General features: G+C 58.1%; 18 protein-coding genes and 1 pseudogene. 17 read left to right on the top strand and 2 right to left on the bottom strand.

All coding sequences use genetic code 11. From position 1 onward, the window contains the following. Positions 1 to 54: 54 nt before the first annotated feature. Positions 55 to 204: a hypothetical protein gene (locus ABFT80_RS14910; protein ID WP_347972714.1), complete on the bottom strand. Its 150-nt coding sequence runs from the start codon at positions 202 to 204 to the stop codon at positions 55 to 57. Positions 205 to 517: 313 nt separating this feature from the next. Between ABFT80_RS14910 and ABFT80_RS14905 the strand changes: the two genes are divergently transcribed. From ABFT80_RS14905 to ABFT80_RS28100, 7 genes and pseudogenes are all read left to right on the top strand, one after another. After that, positions 518 to 2,197: a formate--tetrahydrofolate ligase gene (locus tag ABFT80_RS14905; RefSeq protein ID WP_347972713.1), complete on the top strand. Its 1,680-nt coding sequence runs from the start codon at positions 518 to 520 to the stop codon at positions 2,195 to 2,197. 26 nt (positions 2,198 to 2,223) lie between these two features. After that, positions 2,224 to 3,129 carry a bifunctional methylenetetrahydrofolate dehydrogenase/methenyltetrahydrofolate cyclohydrolase FolD gene (gene folD / locus ABFT80_RS14900; RefSeq protein ID WP_347972712.1) on the top strand — a complete coding sequence of 302 codons (906 nt, stop codon included), beginning with the start codon at positions 2,224 to 2,226 and terminating at the stop codon, positions 3,127 to 3,129. A 154-nt stretch (positions 3,130 to 3,283) separates the two neighbouring features. Next, on the top strand, positions 3,284 to 4,417 hold the full coding sequence (locus ABFT80_RS14895; protein WP_347972711.1) for an aminomethyltransferase family protein: 1,134 nt from the start codon (positions 3,284 to 3,286) through the stop codon (positions 4,415 to 4,417). A gap of 8 nt (positions 4,418 to 4,425) precedes the next feature. Continuing rightward, the gene (locus tag ABFT80_RS14890) at positions 4,426 to 5,016 is read left to right on the top strand and encodes a dimethylamine monooxygenase subunit DmmA family protein (RefSeq protein WP_347972710.1); all 591 of its coding nucleotides are present in this window, start codon (positions 4,426 to 4,428) and stop codon (positions 5,014 to 5,016) included. Next, a complete protein-coding gene (locus ABFT80_RS14885; protein ID WP_347972709.1) occupies positions 5,013 to 5,978 on the top strand; it encodes a PDR/VanB family oxidoreductase in 966 nt (321 codons plus the stop codon). The genes ABFT80_RS14890 and ABFT80_RS14885 overlap by 4 nt, the downstream gene beginning before the upstream one ends. Before the next feature lie 27 nt (positions 5,979 to 6,005). Continuing rightward, positions 6,006 to 7,046 (top strand): heme-dependent oxidative N-demethylase family protein, encoded by a 1,041-nt coding sequence (locus tag ABFT80_RS14880; RefSeq protein WP_347972708.1) that lies wholly within the window; start codon positions 6,006 to 6,008, stop codon positions 7,044 to 7,046. Positions 7,047 to 7,665: 619 nt separating this feature from the next. Further along, positions 7,666 to 7,766, top strand: a pseudogene (locus ABFT80_RS28100) (Lrp/AsnC family transcriptional regulator); the annotation flags it as partial. A 22-nt stretch (positions 7,767 to 7,788) separates the two neighbouring features. On the opposite strand, the gene ABFT80_RS14875 reads toward ABFT80_RS28100, so the two are convergent. After that, the gene (locus tag ABFT80_RS14875; protein ID WP_347972707.1) at positions 7,789 to 9,219 is read right to left on the bottom strand and encodes an NAD-dependent succinate-semialdehyde dehydrogenase; all 1,431 of its coding nucleotides are present in this window, start codon (positions 9,217 to 9,219) and stop codon (positions 7,789 to 7,791) included. A gap of 181 nt (positions 9,220 to 9,400) precedes the next feature. Between ABFT80_RS14875 and ABFT80_RS14870 the strand changes: the two genes are divergently transcribed. The 10 genes from ABFT80_RS14870 to ABFT80_RS14825 all read left to right on the top strand — a co-directional run bounded on the left by ABFT80_RS14870 (position 9,401) and on the right by ABFT80_RS14825 (position 20,326). Next, on the top strand, positions 9,401 to 10,048 hold the full coding sequence (locus ABFT80_RS14870) for a GntR family transcriptional regulator (protein WP_347972706.1): 648 nt from the start codon (positions 9,401 to 9,403) through the stop codon (positions 10,046 to 10,048). Between the two features lie 6 nt (positions 10,049 to 10,054). Next, entirely contained in the window at positions 10,055 to 11,047 is a 993-nt protein-coding gene (locus ABFT80_RS14865; protein WP_347972705.1) for a proline racemase family protein, read from the top strand. Positions 11,048 to 11,071: 24 nt separating this feature from the next. Beyond that, positions 11,072 to 11,908, top strand: a complete 837-nt coding sequence (locus tag ABFT80_RS14860; protein WP_347972704.1) for a transporter substrate-binding domain-containing protein — start codon at positions 11,072 to 11,074, stop codon at positions 11,906 to 11,908. A gap of 91 nt (positions 11,909 to 11,999) precedes the next feature. Next, a complete protein-coding gene (locus tag ABFT80_RS14855) occupies positions 12,000 to 12,656 on the top strand; it encodes an amino acid ABC transporter permease (protein ID WP_347972703.1) in 657 nt (218 codons plus the stop codon). Further along, the gene (locus ABFT80_RS14850; protein WP_347972702.1) at positions 12,653 to 13,504 is read left to right on the top strand and encodes an amino acid ABC transporter ATP-binding protein; all 852 of its coding nucleotides are present in this window, start codon (positions 12,653 to 12,655) and stop codon (positions 13,502 to 13,504) included. The genes ABFT80_RS14855 and ABFT80_RS14850 overlap by 4 nt, the downstream gene beginning before the upstream one ends. 75 nt (positions 13,505 to 13,579) lie before the next feature. Then, positions 13,580 to 15,058, top strand: a complete 1,479-nt coding sequence (locus ABFT80_RS14845; protein WP_347972701.1) for an aldehyde dehydrogenase family protein — start codon at positions 13,580 to 13,582, stop codon at positions 15,056 to 15,058. 13 nt (positions 15,059 to 15,071) lie between these two features. Next, positions 15,072 to 16,766 carry a GMC family oxidoreductase gene (locus tag ABFT80_RS14840; RefSeq protein ID WP_347972700.1) on the top strand — a complete coding sequence of 565 codons (1,695 nt, stop codon included), beginning with the start codon at positions 15,072 to 15,074 and terminating at the stop codon, positions 16,764 to 16,766. A gap of 13 nt (positions 16,767 to 16,779) precedes the next feature. Then, on the top strand, positions 16,780 to 17,562 hold the full coding sequence (locus tag ABFT80_RS14835) for an HpcH/HpaI aldolase family protein (protein WP_347972699.1): 783 nt from the start codon (positions 16,780 to 16,782) through the stop codon (positions 17,560 to 17,562). Between the two features lie 24 nt (positions 17,563 to 17,586). Next, positions 17,587 to 18,870 (top strand): NAD(P)/FAD-dependent oxidoreductase, encoded by a 1,284-nt coding sequence (locus ABFT80_RS14830; RefSeq protein WP_347972875.1) that lies wholly within the window; start codon positions 17,587 to 17,589, stop codon positions 18,868 to 18,870. A 43-nt stretch (positions 18,871 to 18,913) separates the two neighbouring features. After that, a complete protein-coding gene (locus tag ABFT80_RS14825) occupies positions 18,914 to 20,326 on the top strand; it encodes an NAD(P)-dependent oxidoreductase (protein WP_347972698.1) in 1,413 nt (470 codons plus the stop codon). The last annotated feature ends 158 nt before the right edge of the window (positions 20,327 to 20,484 follow it).

Genomic DNA, 20,484 nt, shown 5'->3' with positions numbered 1-20,484 from the left:
GTCATTTTGCTTCTCATATTCAGCGCGGCTTGCCTCCCTGTGTCATCGTGCGAGTCAGGTCGTCGAACAGTTCACGAAAGCGGTAGCAAAACGGGGCCGGAGCATCAGGTCGATGCCAGCCGACAACAACTCGAACAAATCAGTCCAGCAATCCATGATGGTGGCGGCGAGCGAGCTGTCGCCGCAGGCATTATGGTCCATCATCCCCTCCTGTTCAGGTAGAGCGCTCTTGCTGGCGGCTTTCCTTTACAGAAATATCATTTCCTAAGAGGAATTTCTAACAGAACCGAAGGATTGTCAACTCGCTATGAGTTTGCCGGCCAACCGCTTTGTGCGGTCTTTTTGGAAGGCCGATCACTTATTCTTTTTATGAAACTTTCTTTCTTTAAGGTTGACGCCCTGAAATGCCGATTGTTATGATTCTCGGCAATTGACGGTCAGTAACGGCTGGGCGAACTGGATACGGCTGACACTACGATTTCCTGTCATCAATCGACGTTTCTTAATTGAGGAATCCATGGCCCAAGTAAAAAGCGACATCGAAATTGCGCGCGCAGCGCAGAAAAAGCCGATTCAGGAAATCGGCGCCAAGATAGGCATACCCTCGGAACATCTCCTGCCCTACGGGCATGATAAGGCCAAGATTTCGGCTGCCTTCATCGCGGAGGCCCGCCAAAAGAAGGATGGCAGGCTCATTCTGGTGACGGCCATCAATCCGACGCCGGCCGGCGAAGGCAAGACCACTACGACCGTTGGGCTGGGCGACGGCCTGAACCGCATCGGCAAGAAGGCGATCATCTGCATTCGTGAAGCCTCACTCGGCCCTTGCTTCGGCGTGAAGGGCGGAGCCGCTGGCGGTGGTTATGCGCAGGTCGTGCCTATGGAGGACATGAACCTGCATTTCACCGGCGATTTCCACGCCATCACCGCCGCGCACAATCTCCTCTCGGCGCTCATCGACAACCACATTTATTGGGGCAATGAGCAGAACATCGATACGCGCCGCGTTGCGTGGCGTCGTGTGATGGATATGAACGACCGGGCACTGCGCGAGATCATCTGCTCGCTTGGCGGCGTCACCAATGGCTATCCGCGCGAGGCAGGCTTCGACATTACGGTTGCCTCGGAAGTCATGGCGATCCTCTGCCTTTCGAAGGATTTGAAGGATCTGGAAGAACGTCTCGGCAACATCATCATCGCCTATCGCCGCGACAAGACGCCGGTCTTTGCGCGCGACATCAAGGCCGATGGCGCGATGACCGTTCTGCTCAAGGATGCAATGCAGCCGAACCTTGTGCAGACGCTGGAGAACAATCCGGCCTTCGTCCATGGCGGCCCGTTCGCCAACATCGCGCATGGCTGCAACTCGGTCGTCGCGACGACGACGGCGTTGAAGCTTGCCGATTATGTGGTGACGGAAGCTGGTTTTGGTGCCGATCTCGGTGCCGAAAAATTCTTCGACATCAAATGCCGCAAGGCGGGCCTCAAACCTGCAGCCGCAATTATCGTTGCAACCGTGCGCGCCATGAAAATGAATGGCGGCGTCAAGAAGGACGATCTCGGCACGGAAAATGTCGAGGCAGTCAAAAAGGGCTGCGCCAATCTCGGCAGGCATATCGAGAATGTGAAGCAGTTCGGCGTGCCCGCTGTCGTTGCCATCAATCATTTCCATTCAGACACCGAGGCCGAAATTCAGGCCATGAAGGACTATGTCGCTTCGATGGGTGAGGACGCGATCCTCTGCAAGCATTGGGCAAAGGGATCGGAAGGCATAGAAGAACTGGCGCACAAGGTGGTCGCTCTGGCCGAATCCGGCGCATCGCAATTCGCGCCGCTCTATGCAGATGAGATGCCGCTGTTCGAAAAAATGGACACGATCGTCAAGCGCATCTATCGCGGCTCGGAGGCGATTGCCGACAAGAGCGTGCGCGACCAGCTTCATGCCTGGGAAGCTCAGGGCTACGGCAAGCTGCCGGTCTGCATGGCCAAGACGCAATATTCCTTCTCGACCGATCCGAATCTGCGCGGTGCGCCGACCGGCCACACCGTCCCTATTCGAGAGGTGCGCCTTTCGGCAGGTGCTGGCTTCGTCGTGGCGATCTGCGGAGAGATCATGACGATGCCCGGCCTGCCAAGATCGCCCTCCTCCGAACGGATTTTCCTCAACGAGTTGGGGCAGATCGAAGGGCTGTTTTAGAGCGCTGTATCAAGGGCACAATCAGCATGAAAGGCACGAGACCAGGCCATGGCGCAAAGATCATCGACGGCAAGGCCGTCGCGGAAGCGTTACGCGAAGAATGCCGCCAGAAGGTGCATTTGCTTCAGGCGCGGCACAATGTAACTCCCGGCCTCGACGTCATTCTGGTCGGCGCCGATCCAGCGTCTCAAGTCTATGTCCGCAACAAGATCCGCGCTTCGGCGCTCGTTGGCATAAATGCGCGGCTGCACGAATTTCCCGCGACGATCGATCCACAGGAGGTGCTGGGTCTTATCGACCGGCTGAACGAGGATTCGGCGGTGCACGGCATTCTTGTTCAGTTGCCGCTGCCGCCGCATTTCAACATCTACAGTGTCCTTCATCGCATCTCGGCAGCCAAGGATGTCGATGGTTTTCATCTCTACAATGTCGGTGGTCTCGTGGTCGGCGAAACCGTGTTTCCGCCTTGCACGCCTTTCGGCGTCATGAAGCTTTTTGAGCACGAAGGCATCGAGGCGGCGGGACAGAATGTGGTGATCGTCGGCGCGAGCAACATCGTCGGGAAACCGATGTCGCTGATGATGATGCGCGAGGAGGCGACCGTGGCGGTATGCCATGCGCGTACGCGCGATCTCGCCCAGTTCACCATTCTGGCCGATATTCTGATCGTCGCAGCCGGCGTACCGAACCTCATAGTGCCCCAGATGGTCCGGCACGGCGCAGTGGTAATCGACGTCGGTATCAATCGTTTGCCTGACGGCCGGATCGTTGGCGATGTCGACTTCGAGGGCGTGCGGCAGAAAGCCAGCCACATTACACCGGTCCCCGGCGGCGTAGGACCCATGACGGTCACCATGCTGCTGGCCAACACTATCGCCTCGGCAGAACGAACCACTATGCTGGATGGCGCAGCAGGGCTTGCGGCGTCCTGAATATATCCTATCAGTAAAAAAAATTTCCTTATAGTGTTGCAACCCTATGTCAAATTGTTGCACACTCTTCGAGCGGCAAGGGAACGTCGCCATAGGGAAAACGCCGAAGGCGACCGGCCTGCTCAAAGGCATTTGCAATGCGGAGGCGATTTGAATGACAGCATCATGGCGATTCTCGGCCCTGGCGGACAGGCATCGCGCGCTGGGCTCAAAGCTCGAAGACTGGAGCGGCATGGGCACCGCCTGGAGTTACGATGGGGATCCCGACGCCGAATATACCGCGATCCGCACCAAGGCCGGGCTGATGGACGTTTCGGGCCTCAAGAAAGTTCATATTACCGGCGCACATGCCTCACACGTCATCGATCTGGCGACCACGCGCAATGTTGAAAAAATCTATCCAGGCAAATCTGCCTATGCGTGTCTGCTCAACGATGCCGGAAAATTCACGGACGACTGCGTTATCTACCGCACCGGTCCAAATGCGTGGATGGTCGTGCATGGCTCGGGTACCGCATATGAAGAGCTGACAAAGGCTGCGGTCGGGCGCGACGTATCGATCCGCTTCGACGACAACCTCCACGACCTGTCCCTGCAGGGGCCATTGGCGGTGGACTATCTGTCAAAACATGTGCCCGGGATAAGGAACCTCCCCTATTTCCACCACATGCAGACGCAGCTTTTCGGACTGCCGGTGATGATCTCGCGCACTGGTTATACGGGCGAGCGCGGCTATGAAATCTTCTGCCGCGGCCAGGACGCCCCGGCGATTTGGGACCGAATCCTCGACGAGGGCAAGGAACTCGGCATCATCCCATGCCGCTTCACGACGCTCGACATGTTGCGTGTGGAAAGCTACCTGCTTTTCTACCCCTACGACAATTCGCAGAAATACCCGTTCGAGAACGAAGGCCCGGGCGACACGCTGTGGGAACTTGGCCTGGACTTCACAGTCAGCCCCGGCAAGACGGGCTTTCGCGGGGCGGAGGAGCATTACCGGCTGAAAGGCAAGGAGCGCTTCAGGATTTACGGCGTGTTGCTTGAAGGCAGCGAGCCAGCCGACGAAGGAGCGGAAATCCGCGCCGACGGCAAGAAAGTCGGTGTTGTGACCTGTGCGATGTATTCGCCTCTGGTGAAGAAATCGATGGGCATTGCCCGGCTCGATGTCGGCAAGGCGGTCAAAAACACCCCGCTGGAAATCGTCAACACGAGCGGGACCATCAAGGCTACGGCGCAGCCGCTTCCGTTTGACGACCCGACCAAATCAAAGCGGACTGCCAAGGGCTAGGTTCCGGTATGAGCATTATCAGCCGACCCTTATATGGCAGGCTGTCGCCCCAGACCGGGGTGGACCAGCTTCTCGTCGGCGACGCCGAAGGTGCCGAGGCAATAATCGATCTCTCTGACCGGATCCCCGAAGGCTTCTTCGACGCGGCTGCTATCGTTTATATTCCAGGCCGCTCAGGTGACGCCTATCTTGAGCGTCTCGCCGCGCTCCGGCCTCGAAGCCTGCGCGAAAAACCGTCGATCCATGCCGCATTGCCGGGGCTGAAGCAGGTATTTACAACCGGCCATATGGGCTTGCGTGTCTACCTCGCCGGCACTGAAGGGCTAATCGGACAAGTCATGCAGGCGGCCCTCGAAGCCGGTATCGACCACACATCGATCCAGGCCGAGCAGCGCGGCTCGCTGGCGCGGCGCGTGCAATGTGTGCATTGCAAAGGCATTACCGAAAATGTGACGACTCAACCGGCGACATGCTCGCATTGCGGCCTGCTTCTGCTTGTAAGGGACCATTACTCGCGCCGGCTCGCCGCTTTCCAGGGCGTATGCATCAATGCAGAGGATCCAAGCGACATTCCAGCAACGGAGGAGCTTTTCCGATGAGCGCCGGAACCGACAAGTTGCAGGTGACCGTTACCGATGTGGTCGAGGTCAACGAGTTGATCAAGCGCTTTCACTTTCGCCGCACTGACGGCAAACCCCTGCCGACTTTCTCCGGTGGCTCCCATATCGTGGTTGAAATGCCGGACGACGATGCTACCCGGCTCAATCCTTACTCACTGATGAGTTCGCCACTCGACACAAGCGAATACACAATCAGCGTGCGGCGAGACGATACCGGTCGGGGCGGCTCACTATTCATGCACAACGCCGTCAGGCCAGGCATGGGGATGCAGATCAGTTATCCAGTCAATCTGTTCGCGCTCGACCTGCGGGCGAAGAAGCATCTGATGCTGGCGGGCGGTATCGGCATCACGCCGTTTCTTGCGCAGACGGCCCAGCTCGCGGCCGTAGGCGGAAATTTCGAGCTGCATTATTGCGCGCGCTCGGCCCCGCTCGCGGCCTATGCAAGCCAGCTCCGGGAACGCTACGGCAACCGCCTCCACATCTATCATGATAAAGAGGGGCAACGGATCGACTTCAAGCGTCTGTTCGCTCTACAGCCTCTCGGCACCCATCTCTATGTCTGCGGGCCGGCAGGGATGATCACGGCGGTTCGTGAGATCGCCGCAGCCGCTGGCTGGCCCCATGAAAATATCCACTTCGAGCATTTTGCGGCACCCCCGCCTGGCAAACCTTTCGAAGTCAAATTGGCCAAATCGGACCTCACCATCCAGGTCGGCTCGCACCAGAGCCTGCTGGAAGCAATCGAAGCGGCCGGCGTCGACGCCCCTTATCTGTGCCGCGGCGGTGCCTGCGGACAATGTGAAACCAAAGTGGTGTCGAGCGACGGCCTCTTTCTTCACAATGATCATTGGCTCACCGAGGAAGAACACGCCTCGGGATGCAAGATCATGCCATGCGTATCACGCTTCGAAGGAAAATCGCTCGTCTTGGAACGCTAGAGGGATCATATGCTGAGGAGCCAGTAGATGGGTATCGATTTCAGGAAAGAGACTTTCCGCGGCGACTTCACCTACCGCAACAGTCCCGACCACATCAGGCGGTTTCCTTTCCCGTTCCATGAAGACTCCTACATGTACGCCGTCAACATCGAGCCCCACACGGCAGGGCCGAAAAACAGCGTGTTCGAACATCTGATCGACGTCGACGAGCATTATATATCGGAGATGGAGGATCGGGCGCTTGTCCTGGCAGAAGACCCGCTGCGCTGCCAGTCGCTGCCCCATATGACGTTGGCGGGCTGGGACCTGCTCGAACTGCTGATGATTTCCAAGGCAGAGAGCTATCCCGAGCACTTCGAACTGCACCGTGAAGGCGACCGCTGGCGCTGGGTCAACTGGCCGCTCGGCATCGACGACACATTCACCTTCGGCGACGTTTCCACCCTGCCCTATGGACCCATGGAATACATAACCCGTCAGAGTCAGGGCGACTACGTATTGCTCGACCAGCGCGACGGCAATCTCTGGATGGACGCGGGCATGGTCACGACACAGGCCGACTGGTCGCTGGATTTCGACATCAGCATGAATTTCTTCGAATGGCATGCACCCGTGCCGCTTGCACACGAAATGGGCGTATTCCAAAGAGCATTGAAATTCCTCCTCAACATTCAGCAAGGCAGGCCCGCCCGTCGCCTCAACTGGACGATGACGATCAACCCGCGCCTCGACACCAGCCCGGAAAATTATCACAAATGGGGAACCGACCGGGCCACGGTGACGACGGAAAATGTCGGCGAAAAGGTTCATCTGCGTGTCGAGCTGCAAAGCTTCTGGCGATTGCCGCGTTCCAACGCGATGGTGTTTCCGATCCGCTGCTACCTTATCAGCATGAACGAACTCGTCACCTCGCCAAAATGGGCGCGCAGGCTGCACCGCGTGATTCGCGACCTGCCAGACGAACTGGCCGACTACAAAGGCCTTACCCGCTATCGCTCGACGCTGCTCGAATGGCTATCGAAACTCGATGACGGAAAGTCGACAGGTCCTGGTTTTGGTCCAGACTAAGCGAGTGATCAACGCCTCCGCTATAGTAGGCGCGGTCTATTTCAGTTGTTTTGCGACTTTTGAATCGCAGATTTTCTGGCAGCGACCGACTTTCAAAGCATGTGCCATTTGAAACCTGCTCACATTCTATTGCCTTCTCATCGCTTGTAAGAACCGAGCATATGAACGCTGCCGCACAAAACCTGCCACGGTAGCGGCAGGATAGCCCGGCTGCAGACGGAATAAACCGGTCATCTATTTTCCTTCTGCAACACTGCAGCTGCGCTTGGCTTGCTCGGCGGGTATGCCGAAGTGTCAGGCTGCGAAGCATTTCGATATCACGCGACGGCGTGGCGCGTGGCCAAGTTGCTGGCGTGTCCGACACCGCCCGGTTATCGGCGTATGCCGCGAGACCGAGCCCGTCATGCGGGCCTCCGCGAAGCGTTGGCAGGTCTCGGTTACTCGCGCTAGCGCACCGCGAGCCGGTGACCCGGTCGGTTGCGGGATGGGGGATTGTGGATCCTGCAATATCCGCAGACCGAGGGCGAAGTACAGATAGAGAATAGCGCAACGACGGTAGGAGCACAGCATGCCGCTGGCGCTGTCGATATCATGGCCAAAGATGTAACGTAGTATGACGACCGTGCACATCATGGCGGAGAATCCGCAAATCAAGCGGATTCACACCGATGTCGTTCTAAGGAGCTGAAAAAAATTGGGCTTTTCGTGCCGGTGCCTTAAGCCCCGGCACCAACATTTATCATTAGATCTCAGTAACGAATTTGGTCCTGAGATATGCGTCAAGGCCTTCGCTGCCGGATTCTGAGCCGTACCCGCTTTCGTTTACGCCGCCGAAAGGCGTTTCTGCGGTCGAGACCATCATGTGGTTGACGCCCACCATGCCCGCTTCAAGCGCCATTTCGGTCTTCTGAGCGAGTGAGCCATTCTGGGTGAAGACGAAGGAAGCGAGGCCATACGGCAAAGAATTTGCCCGTTCGATCACCTCGTCAAAGGTCGAGAAGGTTGTCGTGGGCGCAATCGGACCGAAGGGCTCCTCCGACATGATGCGGGCGTTGTCAGGTACATTCTTCAGGAGCGTCGGAGCGTAGAAATACCCCTTGTTGCCAAGGCGCTCACCGCCAGTCACCACTTCGGCACCGCTGGCCCTTGCGTCTGCAACGAAGCCATCCATCACGTCGAGACGGCGGGCCGCGATCATTGGACCCATCTGGGTGCCTTCTTCCAGGCCGTGGCCGATCTTCAGCTTTCGGGTGCGATTTGCGAAGCCATCGATGAAGGGCTCATAAAGCGCTTCATGCACATAGAAGCGGGTCGGCGACGTGCAGACCTGGCCCGCATTGCGGAATTTGAAGGCAACGACGGTATCGAGCGCCTTTTCAAGATCAGCGTCGGCATGAACAATGACGGGCGAGTGGCCGCCGAGTTCCATCGTACAACGCTTCAGCGTATCTGCCGCCTGTTTTTGCAGCAGTTTGCCGACGGTCGTCGAACCGGTAAGCGAGACTTTCTTCGGGATAGGCGAAGCAAGGAGGTATGAAGAGACTTCTGATGGCACGCCGAAGACAATATTGAGCACGCCCGCCGGGAGGCCCGCCTCTTGGAAACAGCGGCCGAAGGCGATCGCCGTGCCGGGAGTTTCCTCGGCCGGCTTGATGATGATCGAGCAACCGGCACCAAGGGCGCCACCGATCTTGCGGATAACATTGCTGGCCGGGAAGTTCCAGGCGGCGAAGGCCGCGACGGGACCGACCGGCTCCTTGAATACCATCTGGCGAACGCCCGGCAGTCTCGCCGGTACGATGCGGCCATAGGCGCGTTTGCCTTCTTCCGCGTACCAGCGCACGACATCCGCGGAAAACTGCACCTCACCCGCCGCCTCGGCAAGCGTCTTTCCGTTTTCGAGCGTCAGAGTGCGGGCAATCTCAGCTTTGCGGGCCTCGATCAGGTCGGCTGCCTTATACATGATGGCGAAGCGCTGAATTGCAGTCATCGCCTTCCAGACCTTGAAGCCGCGCGCTGACGCAGAAAGCGCCTCGTCGAGATCGGCGGTCGACGCGTGCGGCAGATGCCCCAGCACGTCACCTGTCCCTGGATCGATCAAATCCTCGCCAGCCCCTTCGCTGCCCTGCCGGAACACGCCGTTAATCAGTAGCTCAAGTCGCTCGTGGTACATGTCTTTAATCCCTTATCTCTGACCATTGAGAGTCAGCCAGCTGCTGCTCCCAAGCTGCGTCCTGCACCGCCCAAGCGAACGTTTGAGACGGCGCTCGAAAATCTTTTCTAATCGCGATTGACATGTACATTGTATACACTATGGTGTCGACATGATTTTGCAAAGCGCACCCAAATGGTCGATGTCAATTCCAGAGAGCCTCGCTGAGACTTTGCAGGAAGAGATAATCGTTGGCCGCCTGACTTCAGAGGAGCGTTTGACTGAGGAGATGGTGGCTGAACGCTATGGCGTCAGCCGATCACCAGTTCGCGAAGCGCTTCGCCTCCTTGAGCGTGACGGATTGGTCATTCGCGAGGCGCGTCGTGGCATCTGGGTCTCACCCATGTCTCAGAAGGACTTCGATGAGGTTTATACCTGTCGCATACCACTGGAAGGGCTCGTAGCGCGCCAGGCGGCCGAATCCGCCAATGCCGAGCGCAAGGCGGAATTCCGTACAGTGCAGGCTGAGCTGGAAGAGGCGCAGGCGCGCGGCGACGTTCGCGAATTCTTCACTGCCGACATACGCGGCTCATTCATGATTTATGAACTGGCGGAAAACCGGACGCTTAGCCGGCTTCTAGAAGGCCTTGAAAAACAGGCCCTTCGCTACCGGTTCCATGCCTACGAGCAGAACCCGGACATGATTAAGCTCTCGCTTGACGACACGACGCGCATCTTCGACGCGATCCTGGCCGGTGACGGAGCGACCGCACAAGCCGTTACGGAAAAACTGATCCGTGAAATCTGGCAAAACATGCGCGGGGAAGTCGGCCGGTTCTTCGGAAAGTAACAAGTTATGGTGTCCCTGAGTGCTTCATTCTCTGTCATAGACAGCCACACGGCGGGGCACCCGACACGAGTCATTCTGAGCGGTATCCCGAAGCTTTCAGGCAACAGCGTTCTGGAGCGCCGCGACGATTTCCGTAATCGCTTCGACCATCTGCGATCGGCGCTTCTGCACGAGCCTCGCGGCCATGCGGCAATGGTCGGTCTGGTCCCCGTGCACTCGGATATTGCAGACTACGGCGCCTTCTTCATTTCGTCCTATGTCTATCTCGATATGTGCGGCCACGGCACGATCGGCTTTGCCAAGACGCTGGCCTTCAGCGGGCAGATAAGTCCGGCAAATGGAGACAGCTTCACCCTGGAGACGCCCGCAGGCATGGTGATCGTCGGCCTTGACTGGCAGGAAGACGGTTCGCTGGGCGCGGTCAGGATTTCCAATGTGCCAAGCTATGTCGGACTGGAAAACCTGACAGTGGAGGTTGCCGGCATCGGCACGGTAACGGCGGATATCGTCTATGGCGGCATGTGGTACGCGCTCGTCGATGCATCGCCGCTCGGGCTGGAGCTCAAGCCGGACTACGCCTCGGCCATGATGCTCAAGGGCTCGGCGATCAAACAGGCAATCAAGGAAGCGATTTCCGGCATGCCGCTCTTTGCGGGATCAGCAGCGCCCAGCGTCCTCTTCTACACCGCGGATGCTGCGGATCGGGCGACACATTTCCTCGTTCTGGAATCGAACAAATTCGACCGCTCGCCTTGCGGCACAGGCACCTCCGCCCGAATGGCTCACCTTCTCCATAAGGGCACTCTGAAAGCAGGCGACACGTACCACGCCAGCAATATCTTCGGCATTCCGTTCATAGCACGCCTGTCAAAAACGACACGCGTCGATGACCGGCATACCGCAGTCGTCGAGATTGAGGGCAACGCCTTCATCACCTCGTCCCAAACCATCTTCTTCGAGGCGGGTGATCCGCTTTCGCAGGGATTTCTCAGTCGCTAACGTCTAAAAATAAAGGGGAATATAATGATATCGCTTAGCAAAATCTTCTCCGCTGCAGTCGTCGCACTATCGCTGCTAGCTGCACCGATGACGGCATCGGCACAGGACAATCCGTCTGCCGTGATCGACCAGATCCGGTCTTCGGGTGTCCTTAAAGTTCCAGTTATGACCGGCGAAGAGCCGGGCTACATCAAGGATCCGGCAACCGGCCAGTGGAGCGGCTTCTATTATGAGTTCCTCGGCGAAATCGCCGCCGAACTCGGCGTCAAGCTCGAGCCGGTCGAAACCACTTGGGGCAACCTCGCTGCGGACTTCCAGTCCAACAAGATCGACATCGCCATTGGTGTGAATCCGAACCCCAAGCGCGGCCTCGTCGTCGACTATCTCTGGGAACCACTGTTCACCGACGCCTGGGCCGTTCTTACACCTCCCGGCAAACCCGTAAAGACATGGGCTGAACTGAACGATCCTGCGAAGACAGTCGTCGTTCAGAAAGGCTCGACCATGCAGATCGTTGCCGAAGCGCTGCTTCCAAAGGCGAAAATCACCCCGGTTGAAGATCGCGGCCTTGCGCTGATGGAACTTCAAACGAACCGCGCCGACGCCGTCGTGTTTGCTGTGTTTGACGCCCTGCAGATTTCAAACCAGAAAGTCGGCGAAGTCTCTGTACCGGAACCGCTTCTGCGCAATCCGGCAACGCTTGCCGTCGCCCGTAAACCCGGCAATGCAGGCTACATCAATTTCCTGACCAACTGGATACAGCAGCAGCGTTCGCTGGGCCAGGCTCAGGGCAAGTTACAGCGCGCCTGGGAAGCTCGCGGCATCGATCTTTCGATCCTGCCTTCGAACTTCAGCTTCTAGGTCAAAGTCGCTTTAAAATCCGACCGTTACTGACGGTCGGACCCGCCGGCCTTATCCGGCCTCCCCTCGCAATGAACGAGTGAGGACAGTCATGTTCGATTATACCGTCATCACCAACAATATCGGCCTGCTTTGGCAAGGTCTCTTGATGACCCTCTACTTTACGGTGATCACGATCGCCGCGGGCCTTGCTATCGGTCTTCTGGTTGGCCTCATTCAGCTAAGCACCTTCCGTCCGCTGGTGCTGCTCGGTCAGATCTACGTCGAGTTCTTTCGCAACATACCGTTGCTCGTCACGCTCTTGTGGGTCTACTACGCACTGCCAATCTTCACAGGTCTGGACATCACCAAATTCTGGGCTGGCTTCATCGGGCTGAGCTGCTACATCGGTTCTTTTTATGCCGAAATTCTGCGCGCCGGCGTCCAGTCGGTCGATCCCGGGCAGACGGATGCCGCGACCGCCATCGGCATGTCCTATGGCCAGCGCATGCGCCGTATCATTCTGCCGCAAGCCTTCCGCCGCATGATCCCGCCACTGGCCGGCCAGTCGATCATCCAGATGAAAAACACCACGCTTTTGTCCATGATCACAGTTCCGGATCTGCTGTATCAGGCAAGTTACATCTCCAGTTTCACCTATCGTCCGATGGAGGTTTATACGGCTGTCGGCGCGATATTCCTGATTATCCTCGTGCCTCTGACCTACCTTTCCCGGAGGCTTGAAAAAGGCGGGGTACTTGCAAAATGACCACTAAAACCCTCGATCCTGCAACGACTGCCGCTCAGATTCTTCAGCTCAGCAGCATCTGCCTCAAATTCGGCGAGCTCCATGTTCTCAAGGGGGTCGATCTTGCCGTCACCGAAGGTGAGGTGGTCGTGCTGATCGGCGCCAGCGGTTCTGGCAAGACCTCGCTTCTCCGCTGCATAAATCTTTTGAATACGCCTACGAGTGGCAGCATCACGATCGACAATGATTTGCTCTTCCAGAAGGAAGCCGATGATCGTGACGCCACCAGAATATCCAAGCAGGAAGTCAATCGCATTCGCTCGATGACCGGCATGGTATTCCAGCAGTTCAACCTTTTCCCGCACATGACAGCGCTGGAAAACGTCATGGAAGGCCCGGTCATCGTCAAAAAAGAGCAGCGGGCGGCCGTTCGCGAAAAGGCCTTTCAGCTTTTGTCGCTGATGGGCCTCGAACAGCATGTCGATAAATATCCGCGCCAGCTTTCCGGCGGACAGCAGCAGCGCGTCGCGATCACCCGCGGCATGGCGATGCAGCCGAAGGTCATGCTGTTCGATGAACCGACCTCCGCGCTGGACCCCGAACTCGTCGGCGAAGTGATGAAGGCGATCGTGCAACTGGCCGAAAGCGGCATGACGATGGTCATCGTTACGCACGAACTTGGCTTTGCCTTCGAGGTGGCCGACCGCGTTGTCTTCCTCGACCAAGGCGTGATCGTCGAGCAGGGTCCGCCAGAACAGGTATTGCTGCATCCCAAGCACCCTCGACTGAAAAGCTTCGTTGGCCGTTTCCACGAATCCGCAGACCTGCTGCGACCGTTCCTGGAAGCGCGCATGAAACAGAACCAATGACTTGCAGCACCGGCACGACGCCTGCGTAGAAAATGCAGATCGCGCATATGCGTGGCCGCGAAAGGAATATCTGTCATGACTTTGAGTTTCGATCCCGCAACCGTTGCCGTTCCAAAAGGGCATCACATCGGCGGGCGCTATGTCGAATTGCCCGGCGCGGAAATCTCCGTGCTACGCCCTTCCGACCATGAGAATATGGGACCGATCACCGATGGCGGCGATGCAGCCGTCGACATGGCGGTGGACACCGCCAAGTCTGCACTGAGGACCAGTCGCTGGGCAAAGATCGCGCCACGCGAGCGCGCGAAGGTTCTGATGCGCTTCGCACAGCTTATCGAAGAAAACACGGCCTATCTCGGTCAGTTGGAAGCCATGGGGTCCAGCCGTCTGATTTCCGGCACGATTACGGGCGACGCCGTACGTACCGCCGGGGTGGTTCGCTATTTTGCTGAATTCTGCGACAAGATCGAAGGTACCGTTACCGCGACCGAGGCAGATACGCTGAGCATTGTGCGCCAGGAGCCTTACGGTATCGTTGGCGCGATCGTTCCTTGGAACTTTCCGATGATCACGGCGGCATGGAAGTTTGCGCCTGCACTGGCAGCCGGCAATGCGATCGTCATGAAGACCTCGGAACTGACGCCGCACAGCCTGCTGGCACTTGCCGAACTGGCAGCGCAAGCCGGGGTTCCGGCAGGCCTTTTCAATGTCATCAATGGCTACGGTCACACGACGGGTGCGGCAATCGTACGCCATCCCGATATCATGATGATTTCGTTCACCGGCTCGACAAAGACCGGTGCAGCGATCATGTCGCTGGCCGCGCAATCCGGCATCAAACCGGTCACACTCGAACTCGGCGGCAAGAGCCCGCAGATGGTACTTGCAGACGCCGGCGATCTCGACGTCGTCGCCGGTCGCGTAGCTGCCGCGTTCATGGCAAATGCCGGGCAGGTCTGCACCGCCGGATCGCGCATTCTGATCGAAGAGAAGATCGCTGATGAATTCGTAGAGCGCTTGATTGGAAAGACGAAGGCAATTCAGGCCGGCGCGACCTGGGACGAAACGACGACATTCGCTCCCATCATCAGCAAGAAGCAGATGGAACGCATCGACGGTATGGTGCGAGAGACGGTTGCCCAAGGTGGCTTCGTCATCACCGGCGGCGGCCCGCTGGAAACGCGCAATGCCGGAAGCTTCTATGCGCCGACGCTGCTTCAGAACGTATCCGACGAAAACATCGGATTCCGTGAAGAATTCTTTGGTCCTGTGGCAACAATCCGCACCTTTGCCGATCTGCAAGAGGGCATCACCCTCGCCGCACACCCGACCTACGGTCTCGCAGCCAGTGTTCACACCACTAACATGGCAAAAGCCCTGAAGGCCGCTGACAACATCGAGGCCGGTATGGTTTTCGTCAACCAGCATGGCCGTGGCCCGGAATTTACCTACACGGCAGGCGGCTACAAGGGATCGGGCTTCGGCAAGGATATGGGGCGTCCCGGCTTCGAAGAATTCCTCCGGCAAAAAGCAATCTGGGTCAACTACGCCTGAATCGAGCCGCATTATGCAATTCGACTACATCATCATCGGCGGCGGTTCGGCAGGCGCCGTGCTCGCCAGCCGGCTTTCCGAAAACGGCACCAAGCAGGTTGCCCTTTTCGAAGCCGGGCCCGATACGCCGCCGGATGCGGTGCCGGACATAATATCCGACAGCTATCCCGGTCTGTCCTACTTCGATCCGAGATATCACTGGACGAAACTGCGCGTCTATAATCGTTCCCCCAAACTGAACTCCGGTACGCCGAAAACGGCAAAGCTGGAGCAGGCCAAGGTCATGGGTGGCGGATCGAGCATCAACGGCCAGTTCGCCGTTCGCGGCCTGCCGCACGACTATAACGAGTGGGAAAACCTCGGCCTGAAAGGCTGGGGCTGGGCCGGCATGCTGCCATATCTCAAGAAGCTCGAGCGCGACCTCGATTTCGACGGCGAGATGCACAACAAGACCGGAAATATCCCGATCCGCCGGGTCTTTCCCGAGGACTGGGCCGGTTTTACCAAGTCGGTGTTGAAGGTAACGGAACAGGAATACCCCTATCAGCCGGATTACAACGGCACATTCGACGACGGCTCCTTCCCGCTGCCGCTTTCAAACGAAAACGATCGCCGTGTTTCGACGGCTGTCGGCTATCTTCACAAGGAAGCTCGCGCCCGCAAAAACCTGCACATCTTCGCCAACGCTTTCGTCGAAGGGCTGACCTTCGAGGGCAGGCGCGCAACCGGCGCTCGTGTCACGATCGATGGTCAGACAAAGCAGTATGTGGCGAGCGAAGTCATCATCTGTGCAGGCGCTCTTCATTCGCCGGCCATCCTTATGCGCGCAGGGATCGGCCCGGCAGCGCAGTTGCGTCGTCTGGGTATCGACATGATTGCCGACCTGCCCGGCGTCGGCGAAAACCTGACGGACCACCCACATCTCGCAGTCGCAGCGCATTTCAAGAAATCGGCGCGTTTGCGGCCCGGTCAGCGACGCCACATTTTCCTCGGAGTGCGCTATTCATCGAACCATGCCGACTGCCACCCGGGCGACATGCTGATGATGCCGGTCAACAGGGCCGGTTGGCATCCACTCGGCAAGGCAATGGGCGCGCTGAATGTCTGCGTCAACAAATCATATTCACGTGGAACAGTGACGTTGAAGACGTCCGACCAGAACGACGAGCCGATCGTCGATCTGAACCTTGCTTCCGACGGCCGTGATTTGATGCGCCTCGTCGATGGCTTCAAGCGCATCTATCGTATCATGATGACCCCGGACGTGCAGCAACACGTCAACACCTGGTTTCTCGCAGGCTACAGCGATGATGCGCGGGCGCTCAGTATTCGCAAGCCGTCGAACTGGCTCAAGACCGCCAGCGCAGCCTATGCCTTCGACTACCTGCCCTTGTTCAGGGAGATGCTGCTGCGCCGGAAATTCGGCACGGCAGATCGCATGCACACGATGATGAAGGATGAAGAGCTGATCATCGATTGGGTCAAGCAATCCGTCTGGTCGGGCTGGCATGTATCCGGCACCTGCAAGATGGGACGCGACGACGATCCTATGGCCGTTCTGGACAGCGAATGCCGTGTTCGCGGCGTGGAAGGTCTGCGCGTCGTCGACGCCTCCATCATGCCGACCATCGTTGCCGCAAATACCAACATCACGACGATCGCGATTGCCGAGAAGGCCGCCGATCTGATTCTCGACAAAACGCACTGAAAGGACGAATAAAATGCGTAAGAACAAGGCTAAGGAAATATGGGCAGCGGGCGGCGAGGTCGTGACCGGCTGGCTCGGCATTCCTTCTTCCGTCTCCGCGGAACTGATGGCACAGCAAGGCTGGGACGCCCTGACGGTCGATCTCCAGCATGGCGCTTCCGACTACACCGACATGCTGCCGATGCTTCAGGCGATCTCGACGACTGACACCGCCCCCTTCGTGCGTGTTCCGTGGAACGACCCATCCATTATCGGCAAGGTGCTCGATGCCGGTGCTTATGGCGTCATATGCCCGATGGTCAACACGGCTGACGAAGCTGTCGCTTTCGTAAAAGCCTGCCGCTACTTCCCGCAGGGCGGCCGCTCCGTGGGTCCGTTGCGAGCTTCGCTTTATGCAGGCTCCGACTACTTCCAGCACGCCAACGAAACCGTCGTCACCATGGCGATGATCGAGAGCGAAGAGGCGGTGAGGAACCTGGAAGACATCCTGAAAACCCCATATCTCGACGCGATCTTCGTCGGTCCGTCCGACCTAGCCGTCACCATGGGCGAAGCGCCCGGCTTCGATCCGCGCTATCCGGCTGTCTACGAAGCGATCGAATATATCGCCGCAAAGTGCAAGGAAGCCGGTGTCATTCCAGGCATTCATTGCGGTTCTGTCGCCTATGGTGCGGATATGCGTAAAATGGGCTATCGCTTCATGGCCTATCTTTCCGACTTCCGCATGCTGCAGCAGAGTGTTGCGCGCGGCCTCACAGCCTTCCGCGCAGGCACAATCAGCGAAATCACGCCATAACGCGGATAGAAGGCGATTTTGAGCATGTCTTCGCAGGGTATTGGGCTGCCGGACAAACCCGGCGCAGGCCGCCGGGTTACTGTTGTGGGTGGCGGCATCATCGGGGTTTGCTCTGCCAATTATCTGGTCCGGCAGGGGTTTTCGGTCGAAGTTGTCGACCCGGCCCTGCCGGGATCGGAAGAGCAGTGCTCCTTCGGAAATGCCGGCGGGATCTGCCCGGGATCCTGCATTCCCAATTCCATGCCCGGCGTGCTCAGGAACGTGCCGAAATGGCTGATGGACCCGGAAGGACCCCTTTACGTGCGGCTAGCCTATCTGCCGCACGCCCTTCCATGGCTGATCCGCTTTCTCGCCGCGAGCCGCAAGCCGCGCGTCGAGGAAATCTCGACGGCGATGCACTCCCTGCACCGCATGACCTTCGAATGCTACGAGCCACTGATCAAGGAAGCCGGCTGCGAGGAATTGCTGCAGAAGCGCGGCCAGCTCTTCGTTTATGAAAACGCCGATGGACCCTCTGGCAGCGCCTACAGCCTCGATCTGCGCCGTCGCCACGGCGTGAAGGTCGAAATCCTCGACGCCGACGAAATCCGCCAGCTCGAACCGGCGCTGGCCCCGATCTTCAAGAGTGCGGTCTATCTGCCGGAACAGGGCCAGTGCCCAAATCCGGGACGGCTCGTGGCAAAGCTTGCAGAGAATGCCGCACGCTTGGGCGCAGTCTTTACCCGCGCCCGCGTCGTCGGTTTTGAGAAGGGTCCCTCCGGCATTGCCGCAATCCGGCTCGATAGCGGCGAGCGGCGAGCCATCGATCAGATGGTTCTTTCGGCCGGGGCGTGGTCAGCCGACCTTGCCCGCAATCTCGGTGATTCCATCCCGTTCGAAACCGAGCGCGGCTATCATGTGATGGTCAAAACCGATACGGGCCTTCGCGTCCAGACGATCTCGGCCGATCGCAAATTCGTCGCTTCGCCGATGGAGACCGGCCTTCGCATTGCTGGCAATGTCGAGTTCTCCGGTCTGACGCGCCCGCCGAACATGCAGCGTGCCGACGCCTTGCTGAGGCAGGCTCGGCCAATGTTCAACCGGCCGCTGGAAGGTGAAGTCTCCCGCTGGATGGGCCATCGCCCGGGTACTCCCGACAGCATCCCCGTAATTGACCGCGCAACGAAGGCGAACAATGTCATCTATGCTTTCGGGCACGGACATCAGGGCCTGATTGCCGGTTCCGTTACCGGCAAGCTGGTTGCCGAACTCGCGGCAAATCAGAAAACATCGATCAACCTTACGCCATTCCGCGCGAAACGCTTCTGAAACAGTTGCTAAAAGAACAAGAAAGACCGGGTAGGGAGCACCTATGACTGCAATCAAGATTCTTATCTGCGATCTCATCGGACTTCGCTTTGACGGGGCCGGCCGGCCGGACTTCAGCGAAGCCAAAGCTCATGTGGAAGGGCGCGGGGGCATCTTCCACGATGGGCCTCTCGACAGCGCAACGGCATTGGAGGCCGGTAAACTTCATTTTTTCTACCAGCCCGATATCAGCACGCGCGAAGAGCTTCTCGCGGTAGCAGGCGGCGGTCAGTACGATGCAGTCATCGCGGCAGCGACCTTTCTGCCCCAGGAAACCATATTCCCGCTCGGCGGCGTACGTATCGGTGTAGGCACCGGCAATATGGGCTCAGCATCCTGGGGCGGTGGCAGTGGGGTCGGCGGAGCCGCACCTTTGATGAACACCCCCGGCATCAACAGCCGGGCAACAGCCCAAATGGCTATGAAAGCCCTTTTGAAAGTTCGGCCGGACCTTCCCGTTGATGAACTTCACAGGCTCGTCGCAACCGGTAGTTTCGATACCGGAAAGCAATTGCGCGATTTCCCGACGGAAAAACTCGAGGGAAAGCGGCTTGCCATCATCGGTTACGGCAATATCGGTCGCGAGCTTGCCAAGCTCGGCCGCGCCTTCGGCATGAGCGTGGTCATTCACGCTCGCGATCGCCATCGTGAATGGATCGAACGAGAAGGCTTCGACTACGCTCCAACGATTGTCGACGCAGCCCGCGGTGCCGACGCGCTGTCTGTACATGTCGGCCTCGGCGCCTTCGACGAAACTACGCAGCGTTATGCGAATGACGGTCTGATAGGTGACGAAGTTTTGCAGGCGCTCAATACCGGTGCCGTTTTGATCAACTACGATCGCGGCGAATTGGTCGATATTTCCGCACTTCGAAGGGCGCTCGATTCAGGCCGGGTCGCGCATGCAGCAATCGACGCTGACCTATTCAAGGATCAGGCCACTGGCTCCCTTTCCGGCCCAATGTTGCCTTACCTCGATCTTGTCGAAGAGTTTGGAACCCGGCTCGAACTTCTGCCGCATGCCGCCGCCGACACCGACCATCCTTCGCGGGTTGCAGGCGCGAGACAGGCAATCGACCAGATATTCGAGACAGCCCTCAACCGCCGAATTTTCAACCTTAAGGGTACGTTGCCGGACGGGTATGAAAGTGGTGGCGCGCAGCTTCCGAGTGGCATCGGCCCCGTCACCGACAATCTCATTTCGGCAATTGCCGCAAATCACGACACAGCAGCGCAATTGGCCAGCATCGGAAATGCGTTCACAGCATTCTGGCAGCCACTTAGCAAAGTTCCAAGCGACCTCGAGCGTCAGACACTTGTGCGTAGCGGCGCTCGGGAAATGATCTTAGCGGCTAACCAACTGTCGAGGTTATTGCGCGAGCTTGGATTGGACTCTTTCTACTCAAAGGACCATTGAAGTTCTCGGTGCCAACGGATCGCTAGTAGTTACGCGAATAACCGGAACGGTATTTTATCCACATCGCCATGCTGTCGAGGATTTGATAGTCGGAAGAGTAGATGATGATACCGATCCCGATCACGCAGGGCTAAAAGTGGCGTGTGGAACCAGCCGCT

It is taken from the genome of Foliimonas ilicis (genome assembly GCF_039939195.1).
GTDB lineage: Bacteria > Pseudomonadota > Alphaproteobacteria > Rhizobiales > Rhizobiaceae > Foliimonas > Foliimonas ilicis.
This window is presented reverse-complemented; position numbering and strand designations above follow the sequence as displayed.